Origin of the sequence: Wenzhouxiangella sp. XN79A (assembly GCF_012272825.1) — a bacterium.
In the GTDB taxonomy this organism is placed as follows: domain Bacteria; phylum Pseudomonadota; class Gammaproteobacteria; order Xanthomonadales; family Wenzhouxiangellaceae.
Window position 1 is genome coordinate 19,336 of sequence record NZ_JAAWWS010000156.1, and the last position, 22,044, is coordinate 41,379.

The window sequence follows — 22,044 nt, forward strand, 5'->3', positions numbered from 1 at the left end:
ACCGAAGCGGCCTGTGTTCGAACCGAGCCACCGGCAATGATCCGGCTTCGCTTCGGGTTCCAATGCCTCTGTACCCCGGCAAGCCCTTCCTTCTCCGCGGCACTGCGCGATTCTTCGCGCCACGACCCTCACCGGAGGGCAAACCCCCACCGGTACGCGCGCTTTTAAAAAGCCCTTTTGGGTACTTTTGTGGCGATTGACAAAAGTACCTCGCCAGAAAGCGGGCGAAGCCCGCGTGGCGAAACGCTTGTAGCCCTGGGCAGCAACAACCCAGAGGTGAGCAAGACAGCAGAACCACAGCTGCCACGAATGCACGCCCGAAGCCAGGGCCAGGCCAAGCCGTCGCTGGTCGGCCACAACCGTCCACCGAAGCGGCCTGTGTCCGAACCGAGCCAGCAGCAATGATCCGGCTTCGCCTCGGCTTCCAATGCCTCTGTACCCGGCAAGCCCTTCCATCTCCGCGGCACTGCGCGATTCTTCGCGCCACGACTCCATGCCGGAGGGCAACCCCCCACCGGTACGCGCGCTTGTAAAAAACCCTTTCGGCTACGTTCGTGGCGATCGACAAACGTACCTCGCCGGAAAGCGGGCAAAAACCGCGTGGCCAAACGCTTGCAGCCCGGGGAAGCGACCACCCCCAGGAAAAGCAGCAGTCCGAAGGCGAGAATCTCTCCGAACACCAGAGCCTCAGCCGCCAGCCAAACCCCCGATGTGCAGGCTTCGTGCGACCAGATCGCGCCAAATTCGCCGAACGTCTTCTAAATCACACGATGTCCGTCGCGCTTCCGGTCCCACATTGCGCTGGCCGAAGACGCGCTCTCGAGGTGATCAGATATCCAGATTCGACACGTTCAGCGCGTTGCTTTCGATGAAATCGCGCCGCGGTTCGACCTCGTTGCCCATCAGCGTCGCAAAGATCGCGTCGGCGGCCACCGCGTCTTCGATGGTGACTCGCAGCAGACGGCGTGTTTCGGGATTGACGGTGGTTTCCCACAGCTGGTCCGGGTTCATTTCACCCAGTCCCTTGAAGCGCTGGATGGTCCGGCCCTTGCGGCTCTCGTCCATCAGCCAGGCATAGACATCGGCGAAACGACGCACCGGCTGGACCTGTTTTCCGCGCTCGATCCGGGCGCCTTCGCTCAGCAGATCGTGGACGGCAGCACCGATTCGAGCGAACACCCGGTAATCGGGACTCTCGAAGAAGCTTCGGTCGAGCACCGTGTCCTGCGCAATGCCCTGACTGAGCCGGCTGATCACCAGGCCGCCGTGTTCCAGGGGCTCCAGGGTCCACTGCACGCCGGCCGGTGAAGCGCCTTGCAGGCGAGCGGTCAGGCGCCCGATCCAGCCCTGGACATCGAACGACGGATCGAGGGAAAACGGTTCGAAATCAATGAGTTGATTGATAACGGTTGCGTCGTGGCGGCGCTCCAGCCGGTCCGCGGCCAGGCGCGCGGCGTGGAAGTCGGTCAGCAACGCGTCGAGTGATTCGCCGGTAACCGGCGGCTGGTCTTCACCCGGGTGCAACCGGGCGCCATCCAGGGCCCGCTCGATCAGATAGCGCGTCAGCTCCTGCTCGTCTTTCAGGTACCACTCCTGCTTGCCTTGCTTGATCTTGAACAGCGGCGGTTGCGCGATGTAGATGTAACCACGGTCGATCAACTCCGGCATCTGCCGGTAGAAGAACGTCAACAGCAGGGTACGGATGTGCGAACCGTCGACGTCTGCGTCGGTCATGATGATGATGCGGTGGTAGCGCAGTTTATCGGGGTCGAACTCGTCCTTGCCGATGCCGGCGCCCAGCGCGGTGATCAACGTGCCGACCTCGGCCGAGCCGAGCATCTTGTCGAAGCGGGCCTTTTCGACGTTCAGAATCTTGCCCTTCAGCGGCAGGATGGCCTGGAACCTGCGGTTGCGGCCCTGCTTGGCCGAACCACCGGCGGAATCACCCTCGACGATGAACAGTTCCGACAGGCTGGGATCCTTCTCCTGACAATCGGCGAGCTTGCCGGGCAGTCCCGCCACGTCGAGCACACCCTTGCGACGCGTCATGTCGCGGGCCTTCCGGGCCGCTTCACGGGCCCGGGCGGCCTCGACCGCTTTCGAGGCGATGGTTCGGGCGTCCTGCGGGTTCTCCAGCAGGTAGTCACGCAGCTTCTCGGCCAGGGTGGATTCGACGGCGGGCTTGACTTCGCTGGAAACCAGCTTGTCCTTGGTCTGCGAGGAAAACTTCGGATCCGGCACCTTGACCGAAAGGACCGCGATCAGGCCTTCTCGACAATCGTCACCGGTGACCTGGACCTTGGCCTTCTTGGCCAGGCCGCTTTCTTCGATGTAATTGTTCAGGGTCCGCGTCAGGGCGGCGCGGAATCCGGCCAGGTGCGTTCCGCCATCGCGCTGCGGGATGGTGTTGGTGAAGCAGTACACGCTTTCCTGGTAGGCGTCGGTCCACTGCAGCGCGGCCTCGACGGTTATGTCGGAATGCTCGGCCAGAAAGTGCAGGGCGTTCGGGTGCAGCGGCGATTTCTTGGCGCTGAGGTGCTCGACGAAGGAGCGGATGCCGCCTTCGTATTCGAAGCGGTCCCGCTTGTCCGACCGCTCGTCGGACAGGTCGATGGCGACCCCCGAGTTCAGGAAACTCAGCTCGCGCAGGCGCTTGGCCAGGATGTCGTAGTGGAATTCGACGTCGGTGAACACCTCGCGGCTGGGCAGGAACCGGATCTCGGTGCCTGTCCGGTCGCTGTCGCCGGTGGCTTCCAGCGGTGCGTCCGGAACCCCCATCGAGTAGGTCTGTGCCCATCGCTTGCCCTGCCGATGGATCACAAGTTCGAGCTTCTGCGACAGGGCGTTGACGACCGAGACCCCGACCCCGTGCAAGCCGCCGGACACCTTGTAGGAGTTATCGTCGAATTTCCCGCCCGCGTGCAGGACGGTCATGATGACTTCAGCGGCGGACTTGCCTTCCTCCGGGTGGAGATCGACCGGGATGCCTCGCCCGTTGTCGGTGACGCTGACCGAACCGTCATCGTGCAGGCGGACCGTGATCTTGTCACAGTGACCGGCCAGCGCCTCGTCGATCGAGTTATCGACGACCTCGAACACCATGTGGTGCAGACCGGTGCCGTCATCGGTGTCGCCGATGTACATGCCGGGACGCTTGCGGACGGCGTCCAGCCCCTTGAGAACCTTGATGCTGTCGGAAGAGTAGTTTTCGCTCATGCAGGCCTTCGGCGTGGGTGGCCGACTCGGTCCAGGGACCGGCCGACGCAGAGATGCAGATTCAACGCTCGATTATACCATTCGCCGGATTTCGCCTTGTTCCACGTGGAACATCGCGGCCGGGGCGCCCGGTGGGTGCTCGACGGCCGCGATCCAGGCCTGCAGGTCCTGGTCGAGAAGCCACCCCCACAGCTGATCGAAGTGCATTCGGTCGAGCTCGGACACCGGATCGTCCAATAGCAGCAGCGGCCGATCACCGCCGCTTTGCAATGCATCGAGTTCAGCCAGCTTCAACAGCAGCGCAACCAGTTTCTGCTGCCCCCTGGACAGCCGGGGCGCCGCCAGCCGACCGTCGGCGCGAAGCGACAGATCTGCCCGGTGCGGCCCGATCCGGGTGAATCCCTGCTCCCGGTCGCGCGACCGGGAGGCCCGCAGCGCGCATGCATAGCCTTCCTGTTCGTCACCCGAGGGCCGGTACTCCAGCACGATGTCGGGCACGCGAAGATCGACAGCACCCAACACCCGTGCCGCGCTGGCGGCCAGACGCTGGACGTAGCGCTCCCGTTTCCTGTCGACCCGTTCGGCGGCTTCGGCCATGGCCGGCTCCAGGGCGTCCAGCATGGCATCCCCTCGACCCTGCTTCAACGCGGCATTGCGCTGGCGCAGCAACCGGGCGTAGCGCCGCCAGTGGTCCAGGTAGTCATGTTCCACGTGAAACAATCCCCAGTCCAGAAAGGCTCGGCGCACGTCCGGTCCACCGTCGACGAGCTGGTGTGAATCAGGTTGGACGAGCACCAGGGGCAGGGCGCGCGCAAATTCGCTGACCCGTCGCGTTTCCTTGCCGTCGATCCGACCGCGCCACTCGCGCCGACCTCGCTCGACACCGAGCAATCGGTCCGGCTGCTCGCGACGAGCGACCACCCGCAGCGTGGTCGCCCCGTCCTGGATTACCGATTGAATGGAGCCCGAGCGAAACGAACGCCCGCGAGCCAATACGTGAATGGCCTCGAGCACGGAGGTCTTGCCCGACCCGTTCCGGCCAGCCAGCCAGTTGATGCCGGGAGCTGGTTCGATCGAGGCGTCCGCGATATTGCGGAAACAGTGCAGACGGAGGGCGGTCAGGCTCATCGCCGGACGCAGGCCGGACCCCGCTCGCTGCGGGGTCGCGGAATCAGAGCTTCAGCGGCATGACGACCTGGCGGACGTCTTCGGAATCCACCGCGGTCACCAGGCACGAGCTGTCGGCGCTTTTCAGCGAGAGGCGAACGCGCTCGCCGTTGATGGAGCCGAGCGCGTCGAGCAGGTAGTTGACGTTGAAGCCGACAACCAGGCCGTCGTAATTGTGTTCGGCCTCGATCTCCTCGGTGGCTTCTTCCTGCTGCGGGTTGTGGGCCACGATGCGGATCGCGCCGTCGATCGACTCGATCCGGACGCCTCGATACTTTTCGTTCGACAGGATGGCCGCCCGCTGCAGGGCGTGAATGAATGCCACGCGATCGAGCTGCATGGCCTTGTCCTGGCTCATCGGGATCACTGCCTCGTAGTCGGGAAAGCGACCGTCGATCAGCTTGCTGGTCAGGGTCAGGCCCCGCCGGGTCACCTGGACGAAGTTCCGTCCCAGCGCCAGCTGCGCGGGTTCTTCTTCGTCGCCCAACATCCGGGAGAGCTCGACCACGCCCTTGCGGGGCAGGATCAGCGACCGGCCTTCACCCTCGACGGTGGCTTCCATTTCGGCCAGGGCCAACCGGTGGCCATCGGTGGCGACGGCTCGCAGCAGGCCACTCCGAAACTCGAGCAGCAGGCCGTTGAGGTAATGCCGAACGTCCTGGTTCGCCATTGCGAACGAGGTCTTGTCGATCAACCAGTGAAGCCGGTCTTCGGGAACCTCGAGCCGATCGGCATCGCCCGAGGCATCGCTGGACGGAAACTCGGCGGCCGGCAGCGTTGCCAGCGTGAAGCGGCTGCGTCCGGCGTGCAGCGCGAGCTTCTCGCCGTTGAGCTGCACGTCGATCCTGACGCCTTCGGGCAGGGCCTTGCAGATATCGACCAGCTTGCGGGCCGGCACCGTCACCGCACCCGACTGAGCGACATCGGCCGACGCGGTGCCGACCATCTCGACCTCCATGTCCGAGCCGGTCACACGAAGCTGGTCCTCGTCGACTTCCAGCAGGAAGTTGGCAAGCACCGGCAGGGTCTGGCGCCGTTCGACCACGCCGACGACCTGACTGATCGGGACGAGCAGCGCTTCTCGCTGAATGGAAAACTTCATCACGGCTCCTTGGCGGACGATTCGCCCCCGGTGGGCGATGCGGTGTTCAGCTGTTTATTGGATAAATCAATTCAAACCAGTAGTAACAGGGCCTGTGCGTTTCGTGAGAACCCCGCAATTCCCTTTATTATCAATTACTTGAAAACCTTCTTTCGGTGCAGTGTCCGTTGCGCAAGCTGTGGATGGAATCTGGATAACTCCGGGCGTTCCTGTTGTCCCGGATTCATCCACAGGATATCCGGCAGGCTGTACAGGAATCATGCCGTCAGTTCCCTCAGCAATCGCGCGCGGTCTTCCCTGAACCGGGCGTCGGTCTCGCAGAGGCTTTCGATTTTACGACAGGCGTGCAGCACGGTGGTATGGTCCCGACCGCCGAACGCGTCGCCGATTTCCGGCAGCGAATGCTGGGTCAGCGACTTGGAAAGGAACATCGCCATCTGCCGCGGCCGGGCGATGTTCCTCGTTCGCCGCTTCGACAACAGGTCGGAAACCCGCAGCTGGTAGTAGCGGGCGACGACCTTCTGGATGTTCTCCAGCGTGATCTGGCGGTCGTGCACGGCAAGCACGTCGCGCAGCACTTCGCGGGTGTAGGCCTCGTCGATGGTCCGGCCGGTGAATCGCGCGTTGGCGAGCAGGGAGTTCAGGGCGCCCTCCAGGTCGCGCACGTTCGAACGCATCCGGCGCGCGATCAGCATCGCCACCGACTCGTCCAGGTCGAGCCCGGACTCGGCCGCTTTCTTCATCAGGATGGCCACGCGGGTCTCGAAGTCCGGCGGTTCGATCGGCACCGACAGCCCCCAGCCGAATCGCGAGCGCAGCCGGGCTTCGATGCCCTCGACTTCCTTGGGGTAGCGGTCACAGGTCAGGATGATCTGCTGACGCGATTCCAGCAGGGCATTGAAGGTGTGGAAGAACTCTTCCTGCGAGCGATCCTTGCCGGCGAAGAACTGGATGTCGTCGATCAGCAGCGCGTCCACCGAGCGGTAGCGGGCCTTGAAATCATCGATCGAGGCGCGCCGCAGCGCCTGGATCATCTCGCTGACGAATTTCTCGGAGTGCAGGTAGACCACGTTGCGCGACGGGTCCTGTTCGACCAGCGCGTGGCCGACCGCGTGCAGCAGGTGGGTCTTGCCGAGACCGGTGCCGCCGTAGAGCAGCAGCGGGTTGTAGACCTTGCCGGGTTCCTGGGCGACCTGCTGCGCGGCCGCGAAGCCGAGCTCGTTGGACTTTCCGAGCACGAAATTATCGAACCGGTAGTGGTCGTCTAGCCCGGTCGCGCCGCTGTGCGGCCGTTTTCTCCGGGTTCCGCCACCGGCCTCGGGCGCGCCGCTGCCGACCACGACGACGACGGCATCGCGGGGGATCCCGTGCAGTGCGAAGAAATCGCGGAGGGTGCTGATGTAGTGGGCGAGCACCTGGTCGCGAACGAAGTCGTTCGGCGCCTGCAGCCGGATCTGCTCGCCCGGCGAAGCGCCCGGCAGCGGGTGCAGCGGGCGGACCCAGGTGTTGAGTTCCTCCAGCGGGATTTCGCGTTCGAGTCGGTCCAGGCAGGCCTGCCAGAGTTGTACCGGGTCGTGGTCCATTCCTTCTCGAATCCGAAAGCGTCAGGTCGTGGGGATCATACCGGTCGTGCCGGCCGGTCAGTCTAGGCGCGGCCCGATCAATTGTCCATGCGCGACCGGCCGCGGTCGGGCCGATCGATCGATTGCAGCATCGGCTTGCTGCGATCGGTTGCGAACAGGTATACTTGTCAGTCTTTTTGGCCGGTGTCGGGTCTGCCTGCGCCGCTTAAGCGAACCCAAGCACTCAAGGATTGCAATCATGAAGCGTACGTTCCAGCCCAGTCGGATCAAGCGTGCCCGTCGGCACGGATTCCGCGCTCGCATGGCGACCCGTTCGGGCCGGGCCATCATCAACGCCCGTCGCGCCCGCGGCCGCAAGCGCCTGTCCGCCTGATCGTCCCCGTTCGACTCGGCGCCAGGACCGCGTTGCTGCCCCGATGCCGAACGACCTGCGCCTGCCCCGGGCCGCGCGCCTGACCGGACTTCGAGCGTTCGATCGGGTGTTCGCGTCCCGATCGGCCCGATCCGGCCGCCACTTCCGTATTCACTACACTGTGACCGAGGCCGGTGTCGCCACGCCGCGTCTCGGAATGACCGTTTCGAAGCGGGTTGCGCGGCGAGCGGTCGAACGCAATCGCGTGCGCCGCCAGATCCGCGAGTCCTTCCGCCTGCATCGGCCGGAACTGGCGCGCCTCGATTTCGTAGTCCGGGCGCTGCCTTCGGCGGCCGGCGCGGACAATCCGGAGCTGCGCCGCTCCCTCAATGAACTCTGGAGCCATTTCCGCCCATGAGTACCCGTACCCTCTTGCTGCTGCTGCTGGCCTTCCTCGGTTTCATGATCTATGTGGAATGGCAGAGCGACTTTGCGCCGGAAGCGCCGGCGCCGGTCGAACCGCTGCCCGCCGAGCGCATGGCCGACGGCGCCTTGCCGGCCGATGCCTCGACCGTGCCGACCGACGTGCCGGACCTGCCGGAACCGGTCGAAGGCGAGCCGGTGGCTGGATCGACGCCGGTCCCGGCGGCCGACGAAGTGCGTTCGGGCACGCGCATCGAAGTGGTCACCGACAAACTTCTGGCCGAGATCGATCCGATCGGTGGCACCCTGGTCGGCCTGCGCCTGCGCGAATATCCGGTCAGCGTCGATGAGCCGGACCGCCCGTTCGTGCTGCTGTCGGAATCCATCCCCGGTTACCACGTAGCGCAGGCCGGCCTGGTCGACAGCGACGGCCGCGCGCCGAATCACACCGACCGCTTCGACTACGATCGCGCGCTGTATGAAATGGCGCCCGACCAGGATCGGCTGACCGTTCCGCTGAGCTGGCGCGGTCCCGACGGACTCGAGATCGAGCAGCGCTGGACCTTCCATCGCGCCGATTACGTCATCGAACACGTGGTCGAAATCACCAATGCCGGGGAAACCGCCTGGCAGGGCAGCCGCTACCTGCAGCTGCAGAAGTCGCCGGAGCGCTCCGGCGGCGGCATGACCTTCACCAACCCGGAGCGGATCAGCTTCAACGGCGCGGCGGTGTACGACCCGCAGGAGAAGTTCATCAAGCTGCCGTTCGACGAGTTCGGCGACGAGCCGTATCGCAACACCTTCGAAGGCGGCTGGGCCGGTATGGTCCAGCACTACTTCCTCAGTGCATGGATTCCGACCGCCGAGGCGCCGCACCGCTACTCCACGCGCCTGGTCGATGCGGTCTTGCCGAATCGCTTCGCTCTGTCGGCCACATCGACGCCGATCCGGATCGAGCCGGGCACCACGCAGCGCTTCGAGGCCCAGCTGTTCGCCGGTCCGAAGCAGCAGAACCGCCTGGACGAAGTGGCCCCGGGGCTGAGCCTGACCGTCGACTACGGCATTTTCACCGTGTTCTCCAAGCCGCTGTTCTGGTTGCTGGACAAGATCCACGCACTGGTCAGCAACTGGGGTGTGGCGATCATCCTGCTGACCCTGTTGATCAAGCTGGCCTTCTACAAGCTCACCCAGGCGCAGTTCCGCTCGATGGGCAAGCTGCGCAAGCTGCAGCCGCGCATCCAGCAGCTGAAGGAACGCTACGGCGATGATCGCCAGAAGTTCGGCCAGGCGATGATGGACATCTACAAGAAGGAGAAGGTCAACCCGCTCGGCGGCTGCCTCCCGATCCTGGTCCAGATCCCGATCTTCATCGCGCTGTACTGGGTGCTGCTGGAATCGGTCGAACTGCGCCAGGCCAGCTTCCTGTGGGTGCCGGACCTCAGCAAGCCCGACCCGCTGTTCATCCTGCCGATCATCAACGGCCTGTTCATGATCGTGACCCAGCGGCTGACGCCGATGGCCGGCATGGACCCGATGCAGCGCAAGATCATGCAGTGGCTGCCGGTGACCTTCGCGGTGCTGTTCGCGTTCTTCCCGGCCGGACTGGTGCTGTACTGGTCGGCCAACAGCGGCATCTCGCTGCTCCAGCAGTGGTACATCCTGCGCCAGATCGACGCCGAGGAGGCGCGCGCCCGGGCCTGATGCCCGCGGCGCTTCCTCGACCCCGGCCATGACCGACACCATCTGCGCGATCGCCACGCCGCCCGGTCGGGGTGGCGTCGGCATCGTGCGGATCTCCGGCCCCGACGTACCCGCGTTGGCCGAGCGCCTGCTCGGTGCCTGCCCGAAGCCTCGCCGTGTTGCCCGCGCCCGGGTCGTCGATGCCGACGGGCAGCGGCTGGACGACGGACTGGCGCTGTACTTCCGGGCCCCGGCTTCGTTTACCGGCGAACACGTTCTCGAACTCCAGCTGCACGGCTCTCCGATCGTGCTCGAACAGGTCGTCAGCGCAGCCGTGGCCGGCGGAGCGCGGCGCGCCGAGCCCGGCGAGTTCTCGCGTCGGGCCTTTCTCAACGACAAGCTCGACCTGGCCCAGGCCGAGGCCGTCGCCGACCTGATCGCGGCAACCTCCGAACAGGCCGCGCGGGCCGCCCGGCGCAGCCTGGAAGGGCAGTTCTCCGAAGCGGTCCACGCGCTGGCCGAGCGGATCACCCGGCTTCGGGTACACGTCGAGGCCGCGCTGGATTTCCCCGACGAGGACATCGACTTCCTGGCCGATGGTGACGTCCAGGCCGCGACCGAGGCCTGCCTCCGATCCACCGGCGAACTGCTCGAGCGTGCCCGCGCCGGTCGGGTCGTCAACGACGGCATCCGGATCGCGATCGTCGGCCGGCCCAACGCCGGCAAGTCCAGCCTGTTCAATGCACTGGTGCAACGCGATGCGGCCATCGTCACCGAGATTCCCGGCACCACCCGCGACATCCTCCGCGAGACCGTGCACTTCAACGGCATTCCGGCGATGCTCGCCGACACGGCCGGATTGCGCGAGACCGACGACCCGGTCGAACGCGAAGGGGTCCGGCGGGCCGAAGCGGAACTGGCCGAAGCCGACGTGGTGCTCTGGGTGCGCGATGCCGCCGACCTGCACGACGAGCAGCGGCCACCGACCGACCGGCCGCTGATCGAGGTCCACAACAAGATCGATCGCGTGGTCGAATCGGCCGGCCGGCAGGGCCGGCTCGTTCGATTGTCGGCGCGCACCGGCGACGGCCTGGGTGCCCTCGATGCCGCGTTGAACGATGCGCTGGGCGTCGAGCTCGAAGCGTCGGCGCTGGTCTCGGCGCGGGCGCGTCACGTCGAATGCATCGATCGGGCCCGGCGCCACCTCGATACCGGCCATGCCGAACTTCTCGCAACCGGATCCGGTGAGCTTCTGGCCGAGGAGCTGCGTGAAGCGGCCGATGCGCTCGGCGAGATCACCGGTCGGCTGCATTCCGACGAGCTGCTGGGCCGGATCTTTTCGTCGTTCTGCATCGGCAAGTAACCCGCCCGTCCGGAAACGTCCCGACGCTGCGACGAATGGACGAGACGATCGATCCCGGCCCGTAGCCCGCGTTGACGGCTTTCGTGCCGGAGCGCCATACTCCGACGCTCCGCCTGCCAGGAGCCTCGCCATGCTTCATCCGCTGCAGCAACTGATCCTCGATCGCGCCTCGACCACGCCCGATGCGCTGTACCTCAGCCAACCGATCGACCGGGAGTGGATCACCTGGAGCTGGGCCCAGGCGGTCGATGAAGCGCAGCGGGTGGCCGCGATGCTGCTCGCCGAAGGGTTCGAACCGGGCGATCGCATCGGCCTGATTTCCAAGAACTGCGCCCACTGGATCATCGCCGACATGGCCATGATCCTGTCCGGCCTGGTAAGCGTGCCGATCTACCCGACTGCCAACGCCTCGACCATTCGAGGCATTCTCGAGCACAGCGGTTGCAGAGCGGTCTTCATCGGCAAGCTCGAGCACCCCGACGAGCAGCGGACCGGTATTCCCGACGAGGTGCTGACCATCGCCATGCCGTATCCGGGAGTGGCCGGTGACCGGGACTGGAACGACTGGATCGAGACCGCTGGCCCGGCCTTCCAGCCCGTGCCGCGCGCCGACGACGATCTGGCCACCCTGCTGTATACATCGGGCTCGACCGGCGAACCGAAGGGCGCCATGCACAGCTACGGCAACTTCCTGTTCGTCGGCAAGGCCCTGGGCGAGGCCGTCGGCGTGCGCGACGGCGATCGCGTACTGTCCTATCTGCCCCTATCGCACTGTACGGAACGTGCCTACGTCGAGGCGGCCAGCTTTCATGGCGGAACGACGCTGTACTTCGTCGAGACCCTGGACACCTTCATGGACGACCTGGCCCACGCCCGGCCGACCTTGTTCGGCTCGGTGCCGCGCTTGTGGAAGAAATTCCAGCTCGGCGTGCTGGAGAAACTGCCGCAGGAAAAACTCGATCGGCTGCTTCGCATTCCGTTCGTCAACGGGCTGATCCGGCGCAAGGTGAAGAAGGGCCTGGGCATCGAACGGGCCGACTGGTTCGCTTCGGGTTCGGCGCCGATCGCCCCGGCGCTGCTGGAGTGGTGGGACCGGCTGGGCGTGACCATCTGTGAAGGCTGGGGCATGACCGAGACCTTCGCCTACGGCACCCAGATCGGACGGGGCGAGACGCCGCGCTTCGGTTCGATCAGCCGCGCGCTGCCCGAGGTCGAGCTGCGCACGTCCGACGACGGTGAACTGCTGATCCGCTGCCCGTGCCTGATGCAGGGCTACTACAAGGCCGATGAAGCGACCCAGGCCAGCTTCGTCGACGGCTGGTTCCGGACCGGCGACCGCGCAGCCATCGATTCCGAGGGCTGGGTGCGGATCACCGGTCGACTCAAGGAAGTCTTCAAGACCACCAAGGGCAAGTACATCGCGCCGGTGCCGATCGAAAGCCTGCTGGCGCGCAACGCCATGATCGAGATGGCCTGCGTGCTCGGCGACGGCCGCGATCAACCGATCGCCTTGATCCAGCTGCCCGAGCATGGCGGCGTGCCGCTGCGCGAAGTTCGCACGCAATTGGTCGAAACGCTCGATGCGGTCAACGCGGAGCTGGAGCCGCACGAGCGACTCGAACGACTGATCGTGATCCGCGAACACTGGACGGTCGACAACGATCTGCTCACGCCGACCCTGAAGATCCGCCGTCCGCAGATCGAAGCGCGGTACCGCGACGCCGTGGCCGAGTCCAGCGGCAGGGTCTTCATCGCAGGCGACCACGACCACCACTGACCGACCCGAGGTCGGGTCTCCCGGTGCCGCTGTGCTGCACCGGGCCCGCCGTTCGACCCGGGTCGAACGATGCCCGACTCAGTCGGTGGCGTTCGAACCGCTGACGTGTCGTTCGAACAGCGCATCGAGCTCGGCGGCAGCCTGCTCGGCATCGTAGTCACTGCCGGCCGCGATCTGCATGGCCTTGCCGAACACCGTCATCATCATCGATGTTCCGTCGATCGTGGCCTCGACCCGGACCCGGTCGAAGGTCTCGAACTGTTCGGTCCAGCGTTCCCGGACCATTGCCCAGTATTCGCCGCTGGCTTCCCAGTAGGCATCGCCGGCGCTGAAATCGAATCCGGTGATCCGATCGTAGCGGTTGACGCCGATTTCCCGCGCCAGGAACGGTGTCACCGGGTCGGGCGTGCCGGTTTCATCCGTGACCATCTTCAGATTGTCCTGCTCGTGGGTCCAGCCGGTCGGCAGGATGGTGTGCCGGTTGGTTCCGAGCAGTACGTTGTAGTCGTCGCGTACGCTGAACTCGCGCCGAGGCAGCGGACGGCGGGTCGGATGCCCTTCCCAGACCGAATGGGTCGGTTCGTGGCGCCACTGGCCGATCGACTCGTACCGCGGCGAATCGTCGACCTGCCAGACCGCCTGGCTCCAGCGGCCGCTCGCCTCGGCTTCGCTTCGCGTGGTTCGTTCCCAGACCCCGTGGCTGACGTACTCGTGCAGGTCGGTGTCCTCGAAGCGCCAGTCCTGGCGCCAGTGCTTGGTGACGATCGGGTCGCTGAGGCTGCCGTCGTCCTGCTCGAGAACCATGACCAGGATGTGCTGCAGCTGGATGAAGCCGGGTTCGTCGGTCAGCACGTAGACGTACTCGGTGCCCCACGAGCGATAGGGCTTGGCCGGGGTGAATCCGGGCGCGAAGCCGATCGTTTCGAGAAAGTCGAAGCTGGTCCGGTATGCGCCGGCCATTGCGAGAATGGCGCGCCTGTCGCGTTCCACCTTCGACAGCCCTTCGGCCTGAAGGTGCTGCCATCGTTCCGTCGGTTCGCGTACCACCTCCGGCATGGGACCGGACGTCGTGCCGCCGCGCGGCGCCATGTCGTCGGTCTCGACGAACGGCCAGGCGAACAGGTAGTCGATCGACTCGTCGGCGGCATCGTCGTAGGACAAGGACAGCGTGGAATGGCCGACCAGCAGAACAAGCAGGGCCAGGCGAAGGATGCGATCAATCATGGCGGTTACTCATGCGTGGGAGTCATGGGAGACAGGATGGCCGTGCGGTCGCGATGTTCGCACGCCTGAAAAAGGTAACAAAAAAACGCGCCCTCGACGAATCCGGAGAGTCCGGCGGATCGACGTGTCGAGGGCGCGTGCGCAAGCGGTTCCCGCGTGGCCCACTAGAGCTGCCAGGTCAGATTCACTCCGGCATTGAACCCCGGCTGGGTGAATCGATCCAGTCCGGGGTTGTCGGCCGCTCGACCGCGAACGGTCGACCAGGCCCAGTAGCTGCGGTCGGTCAGGTTGAACAGACCTGCTCGGAGTCGGGTCGCATCGTTGATCTGCCAGCCGGCGAGAAGATCAAGGGTCATGTAGCCGGGCGCCTCGAAATCGTCCGGGCTTGCAACATCGTCCTTGCGCGCCGCGGCGGTGGCGACCAGTTCCATGTCCACCGGCAGGTTGGCCGGTGCCCAGCGCAAGCCGACCACGCCGGTCAGCGGCTCGATGCTGGTCAGCGCTACATCGCTCGATCGATTTTCCCCATCGGCCCATGCCGCCGATGCCCGCAGTTGGAAATCGGCGAGGCGATCGGACAGTGCGCCCAGGTTCAGCATCGCGGCGGCTTCGACGCCCTCGATTCGAACGTCGGTGAGGTTCTGCGACTGGAACACCAGCAGGCCCGTGTCGGGATCCACGCCCAGACTCACGAAGCTCTCGATGAAGTCTTCGTAGTCGTTTCGATACGCCGTCAGGTTGAAGAACCCCCAGTCACCGCCGCCCCGGAGACCGATTTCCCAGCCCTCGGACTCTTCGGGTTTCAGGTCCGCATTCGGGATCGCGGTGTAGCCGAACTGGAAGTTGGTGAAGCCGACATTGACGTCATTGTAGGGCGGTGCACGGAACCCCCTGGCGTACTGGGCAAAGACATCGAGCGTGTCGGTCAGCGCGTAGATGGCGCCGAGACGCGGCGTCACGCTGGTCTCGTCGAGATCGACCGGCTCGAAGCCGGGGTTGTCTTCGATGAAGATCGCATCCAGGCTGGGCTCCAGATCGTAGTAGTCGACCCTGACACCCGGAATCAGCTTGAATCGCTCGCCGATGTCGATCCGATCTTCGAGATACAGGCCGGCTTCCAGCGTGGTGCTGTTGGGAAAGTCCCGGACCGGGAAATCGTCCGGTCCGAGCGTGCTCGACACGCTGCCGTCGATCAGGCTGCGCTGGAATCCGGTTCGGATCTGGGTCGTCTGTGTTTCGAAGATCTCGAAGCCGGCGACCAGGTCGTGGCCGAACGAGCCGGTCTCGAAGGTCCAGTTGGCGATGGCTTCGGTGCCCAGGATTTCCTGCTCGAACTCGGCACGCCGGAATCGATCGACCGGATCGGGCTCGCCGAAGACGATGGTGCTGCGGGTCTCGAAGGTGTCCTGGCGGGTCAGTGCGTCCTGGTGGTAGACCTTCCAGGAGAAGAAGTCGGCCCAGCCCGGGTTGCGCGCCTCGTAGTCGATGCTGATTCGCTGCCGGCGGGTCTCGTCGTCACCGCGAACGGCGTCGGTCACGATCACGAACGGGAAGCCGAAGGCGGCGGAGAAGTCCTGGGTCCGAACCAGCGAGAGCACGTTGGTTTCGCTTTCGTTCTCGTTGCGCTCGAAGGTGAGCCGCCACTGGTTGTCGCTGTCTTCGTCGAGCAGCACCTTGGCCAGGAGGTTGCGGCCGTCGAACTCGTGCGGGTTGGGTTCGGTTCGCGTTGGCCCGGCGCCTCCGACCGTGCCCTGGTTGTCGAAGGCGTTTCCACTGCGCTCGACCCACTGCAGCGAGCCGGAGAGCCGCTCGTTCCGACCGGCGACGGTTCCGGAGGCCACCCAGCCTTCATCGACGGAGTAGTAGCCGGCCCGGGTGCGGAGCGTGAAATCGCCTTCCGAATCGGCCAGCCAGTCCCCCGGATCCTTGGTCGTCAGTGCGACCACTCCGGCCAGCGCATCGGAGCCGAAGAGGCTGGACGCCGGTCCGCGCACGATCTCGACCTGTTTCAGCGAGTCGGTATCGATGAAGTTCCGCGATGCGTTGGTGAAATCACCGATGGCGAACCCGTCGGGAATCCGCACGCCGTCCACGGCCACCTGGACCCGGTTGCCGCCCAGCCCGCGGATGTTGAATCCGGCCAGGCCGAAGCGCTGGCCCTGGAACGGCACGGTGACCCCCGGAATGTATCGAACCATGTCGCTGATGCTTTCGGCGAGGATGCGTTCGATTTCCTCATCATCGATGATCGTGACGGGTGCTGCGATTTCAGCCGCCGGGCGTTCGGTCTTCGATGCCGACACGGACACGCGGTCCAGTTCCATCGCGGACGGGTCGCTGTCGGCAACGGCGCCGAGACTGATCGGGAGCGCGAGCGCTGCGGCCAGTCCCCGCCAGAGTAGGGTTCGTTGCTGCTCGATACACATGGGCTTGGTTCCCCTGGATGTTGTGGGCTCCGTTCCGGAGCCGTGTGGATGCATGTCGGCCGGTCGCGAGATCGATCGCGTTTGCGGCGTTCGTTATCGGTTGGCGAGGCGCGTGTTCCTTGCGATCACGTACTGGTCGAACACATCGTCGATCCGGTCGCGGCCCACCGCCTGCCCGTCACGGACGGCATCGGCGAGCTCGAACAGGCCCTCGATGATCGGCATGCCGTCGACATCGGTATCGAGCACCACGGCACCGGAGCCCAGCCGGTCGGACCAGACGTTCCGAACCTGCGCCCAGAACGCAGCGGTGTCGTCCCAGTAGTCGTAGACCGGTGAGAAGTCCGTGCGGTCGGTCCGGATGTAGTGGTTGAAGCCGAATTCGCGCACCAGCACGTCGCGCGTTTCTCCATCGACCCGCACGACCTTGCTGTTGTCCTGCTCATGGGTCCAGCCGGTCGGGGTGATCGTGTGGCGGTTCTCGACGTTCAGCGCCGTGTAATCCTCGCGCGTGGTGTACTCGCGTCGCGGCAGCGGGCGCCAGGTCCGGTCGGACGTCCAGGTGGCACTGCCGTAGCGATGGTTCCAGTCGCCGGTCCCGCAGTAGCGCGGTGCGTCGGACACTTCGTAGACACACTGCGTCCACTGGCCGCGGGTTTCGTCCTCGTCGAGCGGCACCAGGGTCCAGGTCTGGTCATCGGTGAATTCGAAGCGCGAATCGGCCTGCCAGACCCAATCCTGGCGCCAGTGCTTGATCACACCGTCGGTTCCCATCAACAGCAGGTGCTGGAGCACGATGCGGTCGCCGGAATCCTCGACCAGGATCACGGCCTCGGCCGCGCCGGAGCGCTTCGGCTCCCGTGTTTCGTAGCCCTGGGCCAGGGGTACGGTTTCGTCGAACGCGAAGGTCACGCCGAATTCGCCGACCATCGACAGGATCGCCTGGCGGTCTGCGGTCGGCGGAGCGCTGAGGTTCGCGGTCTCCGGGGGCTCGGCACCGGTCGATGCCGGGCTGCGTTCGGCCGACGGGCCGACGGTGCTGGCACATCCGGTGGCGAGCAGCGAAAGGGAGGCGAGCAGGGAAGCGGCCCGAAGCGGCCGGCGGAACGTGGTGTGCATCGGATCTACCTCTTCGTTCATTGCGCAATGCCCCCGCCGTCCAGGCGTGGGCGGGTTCGTTCCGAGCTGCCTGGCGGCGCACTCGGATTCGTGGTTATTTGGTCAGGATCAACTTTCCCTGACGGGTTTCCCGCAGCTCGTAGGTCTGGCCGCGGTGCTGGATCAGGACACGTTTGCCGGAGCCGAGCAGCAGCTGGCTGTCGATCTCATCGGGGCCGCCCGAAGTGCGCTCGCCGGTTCGGCGAGACGTTCGAAGGGCGCGCGACGATGAAGGGGATGGATGGCTCACGGCAGCTCCGATCCTGGTGACTCTCGTGTTGAATGCGGAGGCCTGGCTGGCGATACGAGCTTGCGGGCTGGGCCTGGGATCACGCCGGACTGTCAGCGTGTCGGACGTCAAGATACAAGAAACGATAATGATTCGCAATAGCATTACCAAAACTTTTCGATCGATCGCACTTCGCCTGCTCCGAGACCTCGAACCGCGCCGGCCCGGTCAGCGTTAGAATTGCGCGGTCCGGCACGTCGCCCGCTTCTCGCCGACGGAGTCCGGCCGCTTCGGGGTCAACGAAAACCATGAATCGACCGGGTGGACCCACCTCCAGCGAGAGCCGGGGTCCGGATCGGTCATCAGGACGAACTCACGACGCAACCGCGTCGAAGGCACAACGGGAAGACGGCATGCGCATCGGTGTACCGAAGGAAATCAAGAATCACGAGTACCGGATCGGCCTGACGCCGGCCGGCGTTCGCGAACTGGTCGGCCACGGCCATTCGGTGATGGTCCAGCGGGACGGCGGCAGGGCGATCGGCCTGACCGACGATCTCTACGAGCGCGCCGGGGCCGAGATCGTCGAGACGCCCGAGGAGATCTTCGAGCGCGCCGAGATGATCATCAAGGTCAAGGAGCCGCAGCCCGACGAGTGCCGCATGCTGCGCGAAGGCCAGGTGCTCTACACCTACCTGCACCTGGCGCCGGATCCGGAACAGACCCGGCTGCTGGTCGAGTCCGGGTGTACTGCGATCGCCTACGAAACCGTGACCGACGATCGCGGCGGCCTGCCGTTGCTGGCGCCGATGAGCGAAGTGGCCGGTCGGATGTCGATCCAGGCCGGGGCCCATGCGCTGGAACGCGCCCAGGGCGGATCCGGCGTGCTGATGGGCGGTGTGCCCGGGGTTCGACCGGCCGAGGTGATGATTCTCGGCGGTGGTGTGGTCGGCCTGAACGCGGCCCGAATGGCCATGGGCATGGGCGCCGACGTGACCATCTTCGACCGCTCGCTGCCGCGCCTGAAATACATCGACGAGCTGTACGGCGATCGCCTGAACACGCTGTACTCCACCGAGGAAGCGATCGACCAGCACCTGGCCACCGTCGACCTGGTGATCGGCGCGGTGCTGATCCCGGGCGCATCGGCGCCGAAGCTGATCCGCCGCGAGCAGCTCGCGATCATGGAGCCCGGTTCGGTGCTGGTCGATGTCGCCATCGACCAGGGCGGCTGTTTCGAGACCAGCCGGGCCACGACCCACCAGGCCCCGACCTATGAAGTCGACGGCATCATCCACTACTGCGTGGCCAACATGCCCGGTGCGGTGGCGCGGACCTCGACCTTCGCCCTGACCAATGCCACGCTGGCCTGTGCGATCCAGCTGGCCAACAAGGGGGCGGCCCGGGCGATGCTGGAGGATGTCCACCTCCTGCGCGGTCTCAATGTGCACCGCGGCCAGGTCACCTACGAAGCGGTGGCCCGAGACCTGGGCTACGACTACGTTCCGGCGGCCGAGGCGCTGAGCGACTGACCCGTCGAGCTCGACCGGTTCGCAGCGCGCCTCGCTGTGTTCAGGCCCGTCGCCGGAGGCCGCGGTCCAGGCCCTTGTCCATGCGTTGGATCGCGGCGCTGAGCACGCCGCGCCAGTCCTGCTCGAGCCCGGCGTCGAAGGCGGGGTCGGTGTCGGCGACGGTGGCGACCAGCGCGTCGATCCACAGTCGGAAATGTTCCGGCTGCAGCGCGAATCGAGCATGCACCCGGCCCAGGTACTCGAGGTAGTCGCGGGCACCCGGCTCTTCGTCGATCGCCAGCGTCACCAGGTGCAGCGAGGCCTCGAGTTTGCGCTTGAGGCGCGACATGTCGGTGTCGCGGAACATCGCCTCGATCTCCGGCGAGACCGCCTGGAACGCCGAGTAGAATCGATCCAGGAACGCGGGATCGGCGCCGGCCCGCTCCAGGCTGGCGTGGAAGCGCTCGACGCGCTCGGCGTCGTTCAATGCCAGAGCCGCTTGAACCACGCGGTCTTCCCGGCCCGGGCCTTCATGCCCTGGTTCAGGAAGTGCTGGGAATACTCCTGGTCGGAACTCATGATGTGCTGGGTCAGCCACATCTTGAGAAAATGCAGCAGCTTGAAGCTGATCTTCCGCTCCTTGTCGACGATCTCGCGGCGCAGTTCCAGCACCTCCTCGACCAGCTCCTCGTGCTCGGCCTTGTGGTTCTCGTAGTCGGGGTATTCGAAGATGCGCATCAGGCTCTCCTCGACGGCGAAGTGAATGCGCGTGTAATCGACCAGTCGATCGAGAATCGCCAGGCAGGCCTCGTTGCCGTGGTGTTCATGGATCGCGTCGTTGAGTTCATTGAGCAACCTGACCAGCACCTTGTGCTGCTCATCGATCTCTTCGATGCCCACGGAAAGATCGTCGGTCCAGGTGATGGTATGCGTCATGGTTCGGTCTCCTGTTCGTAGCCGGGACGAATCGGCGAGTGTCGAGCCCGTGACGTCCGGCAGCCCCCCGATCGAGTCGGGATTCTCCGCCCGGCCGAGGTAGGGGAATTTGGCCTGAATCAATTCCTTGGCGAGTATTTGCTACGGCTTTCACGAACTCGAGAATTCGATCGCATTCCAGGGTGCGTTCGGTGATGCGGTTGACCCGAGATCGGCGCTGGCTCGCTTCCGGGTGCTGATCCGCCGGTCGTTCCCGGGCCCACCGTGAAGCGCCATCGCCGCCCCGCCCCGTCCGGCGTCACCGTCGAGTGTGTTCCCGGGACCGTCGATTCGGGTAGGCTTACCGCGCCCTTGCTTCGGACGTGTCGATGCGCCTCTTTCTTGCCGTCTGGATGGCCCTGATCCTGGTCGCCGCCGCGCTCGTGGTCGGCGTGGCGCGCGTCGACTCGCAGCCGGCAACGACCCCGCCGCCCGAAACCGGACCCGAATCAGAACCATCGCGCTACGGCGTTCCGCCGGCCTACGACGGCACGCTGCCGACGCTGTCGGCGCTGAACCTGCGCAGCGCAACGCTGGATCGGGTCGTGACCGGGCTCGACGAGCCGTGGGCCTTCGAGTTCCTGTCCGAAAACGAAGTCCTGGTGACCGAACGCAAAGGGCGTCTGCTTCGAATCCGCCTCGACGGCAGTGAATCGCCGATCGAAATCACCGGTCTGCCGCCGATCGCCAACGACCGACAGCAGACCGGTCTGTTCGACGTCGCGCTGCATCCCGACTTCGATCGTAATCGCCGGGTCTATTTCAGCTATGCATCGGCGGATCCGGAGACCGGTCGGTATTACCTGACGGCGGTGGCCCGGGCGATTCTCGCCGACGATCGGCTCGAAGCGCTGGAGCCGGTGATCGAAGCCGGCCCGTACGGCTGGTCGCCGTCGAATTTCGGCGGAGCGCTGGCGTTTCTCGCCGATCGAAGCCTGTTGGTTTCGGTCGGCGATCGGTCCGAGCAGATGCTCGCCCAGCGCGGCGATCGGCTGCAGGGCAAGATCCTCCGAGTCACCGACAGCGGTGCGGTCCCGCCGGACAACCCGTTCGTCGACGACCCTGCTGTCGATGACCGGATCTGGGCCTTGGGCCTGCGCAATGTCCAGGGCCTGGTCCGCGATCCGGTGACCGACCGGGTCTATGCCACCAGTCACGGACCGCTGGGCGGCGACGAGGTCAATCGGATCCGGCCCGGCCGCAACTACGGCTGGCCGACGATCACCTACGGTCGCAACTACTCCACGGCCCGGATCGGCATCGGCACCCACGCCGAAGGGTTCGAACAGCCCTTGTTCTATTACCTTCCGTCCGAGGCGATTTCGCCGCTGGCGGTCTACCGCGGTGACCTGTTCGGCGACTGGGACGGCGACCTGCTGGTCGGCGCGCTGAAGGGCCGCCACGTCAGTCGGCTCGATCTCGATGGCGACGTGGTGCGTTCGGAGTATCCGATCCTGTCGGAGATCGACGACCGGATCCGCGATCTCCGGGTCGGCCCCGATGGCGCGGTCTGGGTGCTGGGCCAGACCACCGGCCTGTGGCGTCTGGGGCTGGACCCGGAGCCGCCGGTCCCGGCCCAGCCGGCCGATGGCGAAGGCGTCTACCGCATGGCCTGTGCGGGTTGCCACGATGCCGGCGCCGGCGGAGCGGCCCGGCTCGACGAGGGTTGCCGCTGGCAGCGCCTGGCCGAAAAGGGCCGTGAGACCCTGCTCGCCAACACCGTCCGGGGCATCGGCAACATGCCCGAACGGGGCCTGTGCGAGTTGTGCGAGGATCGCCATCTCGCTGCAGCCGTCGACTACATGCTGGAGGCTGCGTCGGACTGTCCCGATCCGTGACCCGACGAACGCGCCGCGGC

17 protein-coding genes are annotated in these 22,044 nt (G+C 65.5%); 7 read left to right on the plus strand and 10 right to left on the minus strand.

The window, feature by feature from the left end:
• Window positions 1-828 precede the first annotated feature (828 nt).
• The 4 genes from gyrB to dnaA all read right to left on the minus strand — a co-directional run bounded on the left by gyrB (window position 829) and on the right by dnaA (window position 7,068).
• On the minus strand, window positions 829-3,216 hold the full coding sequence (gene gyrB / locus HFP89_RS11080; protein ID WP_168717726.1) for a DNA topoisomerase (ATP-hydrolyzing) subunit B: 2,388 nt from the start codon (window positions 3,214-3,216) through the stop codon (window positions 829-831).
• 72 nt (window positions 3,217-3,288) lie between these two features.
• Window positions 3,289-4,344: a DNA replication/repair protein RecF gene (recF, locus tag HFP89_RS11085; RefSeq protein ID WP_168717727.1), complete on the minus strand. Its 1,056-nt coding sequence runs from the start codon at window positions 4,342-4,344 to the stop codon at window positions 3,289-3,291.
• A 43-nt stretch (window positions 4,345-4,387) separates the two neighbouring features.
• A complete protein-coding gene (gene dnaN / locus HFP89_RS11090; RefSeq protein ID WP_168717728.1) occupies window positions 4,388-5,485 on the minus strand; it encodes a DNA polymerase III subunit beta in 1,098 nt (365 codons plus the stop codon).
• Window positions 5,486-5,742: 257 nt separating this feature from the next.
• Window positions 5,743-7,068, minus strand: coding sequence for a chromosomal replication initiator protein DnaA (dnaA, locus tag HFP89_RS11095; protein WP_168717729.1), 1,326 nt, complete (start codon window positions 7,066-7,068; stop codon window positions 5,743-5,745).
• A 238-nt stretch (window positions 7,069-7,306) separates the two neighbouring features.
• On the opposite strand from dnaA, the gene rpmH reads away from it, so the two are divergent.
• The 5 genes from rpmH to HFP89_RS11120 all read left to right on the plus strand — a co-directional run bounded on the left by rpmH (window position 7,307) and on the right by HFP89_RS11120 (window position 12,663).
• Window positions 7,307-7,441: a 50S ribosomal protein L34 gene (gene rpmH / locus HFP89_RS11100; protein ID WP_168717730.1), complete on the plus strand. Its 135-nt coding sequence runs from the start codon at window positions 7,307-7,309 to the stop codon at window positions 7,439-7,441.
• A gap of 43 nt (window positions 7,442-7,484) precedes the next feature.
• Window positions 7,485-7,838, plus strand: coding sequence for a ribonuclease P protein component (gene rnpA / locus HFP89_RS11105; protein WP_168717731.1), 354 nt, complete (start codon window positions 7,485-7,487; stop codon window positions 7,836-7,838).
• Complete coding sequence (yidC, locus tag HFP89_RS11110; protein WP_168717732.1) at window positions 7,835-9,544, plus strand: membrane protein insertase YidC; 1,710 nt, start codon at window positions 7,835-7,837, stop codon at window positions 9,542-9,544. The genes rnpA and yidC overlap by 4 nt, the downstream gene beginning before the upstream one ends.
• Before the next feature lie 28 nt (window positions 9,545-9,572).
• Entirely contained in the window at window positions 9,573-10,886 is a 1,314-nt protein-coding gene (gene mnmE / locus HFP89_RS11115) for a tRNA uridine-5-carboxymethylaminomethyl(34) synthesis GTPase MnmE (protein ID WP_168717733.1), read from the plus strand.
• A gap of 130 nt (window positions 10,887-11,016) precedes the next feature.
• Complete coding sequence (locus HFP89_RS11120; protein WP_168717734.1) at window positions 11,017-12,663, plus strand: AMP-binding protein; 1,647 nt, start codon at window positions 11,017-11,019, stop codon at window positions 12,661-12,663.
• Window positions 12,664-12,741: 78 nt separating this feature from the next.
• Here HFP89_RS11120 and HFP89_RS11125 read toward each other — a convergent pair whose 3' ends face one another.
• The 4 genes from HFP89_RS11125 to HFP89_RS16045 all read right to left on the minus strand — a co-directional run bounded on the left by HFP89_RS11125 (window position 12,742) and on the right by HFP89_RS16045 (window position 17,721).
• Entirely contained in the window at window positions 12,742-13,887 is a 1,146-nt protein-coding gene (locus HFP89_RS11125) for a DUF6607 family protein (RefSeq protein ID WP_168717735.1), read from the minus strand.
• Window positions 13,888-14,051: 164 nt separating this feature from the next.
• Window positions 14,052-16,313 (minus strand): TonB-dependent hemoglobin/transferrin/lactoferrin family receptor, encoded by a 2,262-nt coding sequence (locus HFP89_RS11130; RefSeq protein WP_168717736.1) that lies wholly within the window; start codon window positions 16,311-16,313, stop codon window positions 14,052-14,054.
• 93 nt (window positions 16,314-16,406) lie between these two features.
• Window positions 16,407-17,453, minus strand: coding sequence for a DUF6607 family protein (locus tag HFP89_RS11135; RefSeq protein WP_206212336.1), 1,047 nt, complete (start codon window positions 17,451-17,453; stop codon window positions 16,407-16,409).
• 73 nt (window positions 17,454-17,526) lie between these two features.
• The gene (locus HFP89_RS16045; RefSeq protein ID WP_346775234.1) at window positions 17,527-17,721 is read right to left on the minus strand and encodes a hemin uptake protein HemP; all 195 of its coding nucleotides are present in this window, start codon (window positions 17,719-17,721) and stop codon (window positions 17,527-17,529) included.
• Window positions 17,722-18,113: 392 nt separating this feature from the next.
• Here HFP89_RS16045 and ald point away from each other — a divergent pair, with 392 nt between their 5' ends.
• Complete coding sequence (gene ald, locus HFP89_RS11145) at window positions 18,114-19,232, plus strand: alanine dehydrogenase (RefSeq protein ID WP_168717738.1); 1,119 nt, start codon at window positions 18,114-18,116, stop codon at window positions 19,230-19,232.
• 40 nt (window positions 19,233-19,272) lie between these two features.
• Here the strand turns inward: ald and HFP89_RS11150 are convergent, their stop codons facing one another.
• Complete coding sequence (locus tag HFP89_RS11150) at window positions 19,273-19,719, minus strand: globin domain-containing protein (protein WP_168717739.1); 447 nt, start codon at window positions 19,717-19,719, stop codon at window positions 19,273-19,275.
• On the minus strand, window positions 19,695-20,147 hold the full coding sequence (locus HFP89_RS11155; RefSeq protein ID WP_168717740.1) for a bacteriohemerythrin: 453 nt from the start codon (window positions 20,145-20,147) through the stop codon (window positions 19,695-19,697). Before HFP89_RS11155 ends, HFP89_RS11150 begins: the two co-directional genes overlap by 25 nt.
• A gap of 368 nt (window positions 20,148-20,515) precedes the next feature.
• Between HFP89_RS11155 and HFP89_RS11160 the strand changes: the two genes are divergently transcribed.
• Window positions 20,516-22,024, plus strand: coding sequence for a PQQ-dependent sugar dehydrogenase (locus tag HFP89_RS11160; protein WP_168717741.1), 1,509 nt, complete (start codon window positions 20,516-20,518; stop codon window positions 22,022-22,024).
• Window positions 22,025-22,044: the final 20 nt, after the last annotated feature.

Coding starts and splice junctions, on each gene's coding strand:
- gyrB (WP_168717726.1), bottom strand. CDS start 3,216: ATGAGCGAAAACTACTCTTCCGACAGCATCAAGGTTCTCAAGGGGCTG.
- recF (WP_168717727.1), bottom strand. CDS start 4,344: ATGAGCCTGACCGCCCTCCGTCTGCACTGTTTCCGCAATATCGCGGAC.
- dnaN (WP_168717728.1), bottom strand. CDS start 5,485: ATGAAGTTTTCCATTCAGCGAGAAGCGCTGCTCGTCCCGATCAGTCAG.
- dnaA (WP_168717729.1), bottom strand. CDS start 7,068: ATGGACCACGACCCGGTACAACTCTGGCAGGCCTGCCTGGACCGACTC.
- rpmH (WP_168717730.1), top strand. CDS start 7,307: ATGAAGCGTACGTTCCAGCCCAGTCGGATCAAGCGTGCCCGTCGGCAC.
- rnpA (WP_168717731.1), top strand. CDS start 7,485: ATGCCGAACGACCTGCGCCTGCCCCGGGCCGCGCGCCTGACCGGACTT.
- yidC (WP_168717732.1), top strand. CDS start 7,835: ATGAGTACCCGTACCCTCTTGCTGCTGCTGCTGGCCTTCCTCGGTTTC.
- mnmE (WP_168717733.1), top strand. CDS start 9,573: ATGACCGACACCATCTGCGCGATCGCCACGCCGCCCGGTCGGGGTGGC.
- HFP89_RS11120 (WP_168717734.1), top strand. CDS start 11,017: ATGCTTCATCCGCTGCAGCAACTGATCCTCGATCGCGCCTCGACCACG.
- HFP89_RS11125 (WP_168717735.1), bottom strand. CDS start 13,887: ATGATTGATCGCATCCTTCGCCTGGCCCTGCTTGTTCTGCTGGTCGGC.
- HFP89_RS11130 (WP_168717736.1), bottom strand. CDS start 16,313: ATGTGTATCGAGCAGCAACGAACCCTACTCTGGCGGGGACTGGCCGCA.
- HFP89_RS11135 (WP_206212336.1), bottom strand. CDS start 17,453: ATGAACGAAGAGGTAGATCCGATGCACACCACGTTCCGCCGGCCGCTT.
- ald (WP_168717738.1), top strand. CDS start 18,114: ATGCGCATCGGTGTACCGAAGGAAATCAAGAATCACGAGTACCGGATC.
- HFP89_RS11155 (WP_168717740.1), bottom strand. CDS start 20,147: ATGACGCATACCATCACCTGGACCGACGATCTTTCCGTGGGCATCGAA.
- HFP89_RS11160 (WP_168717741.1), top strand. CDS start 20,516: ATGCGCCTCTTTCTTGCCGTCTGGATGGCCCTGATCCTGGTCGCCGCC.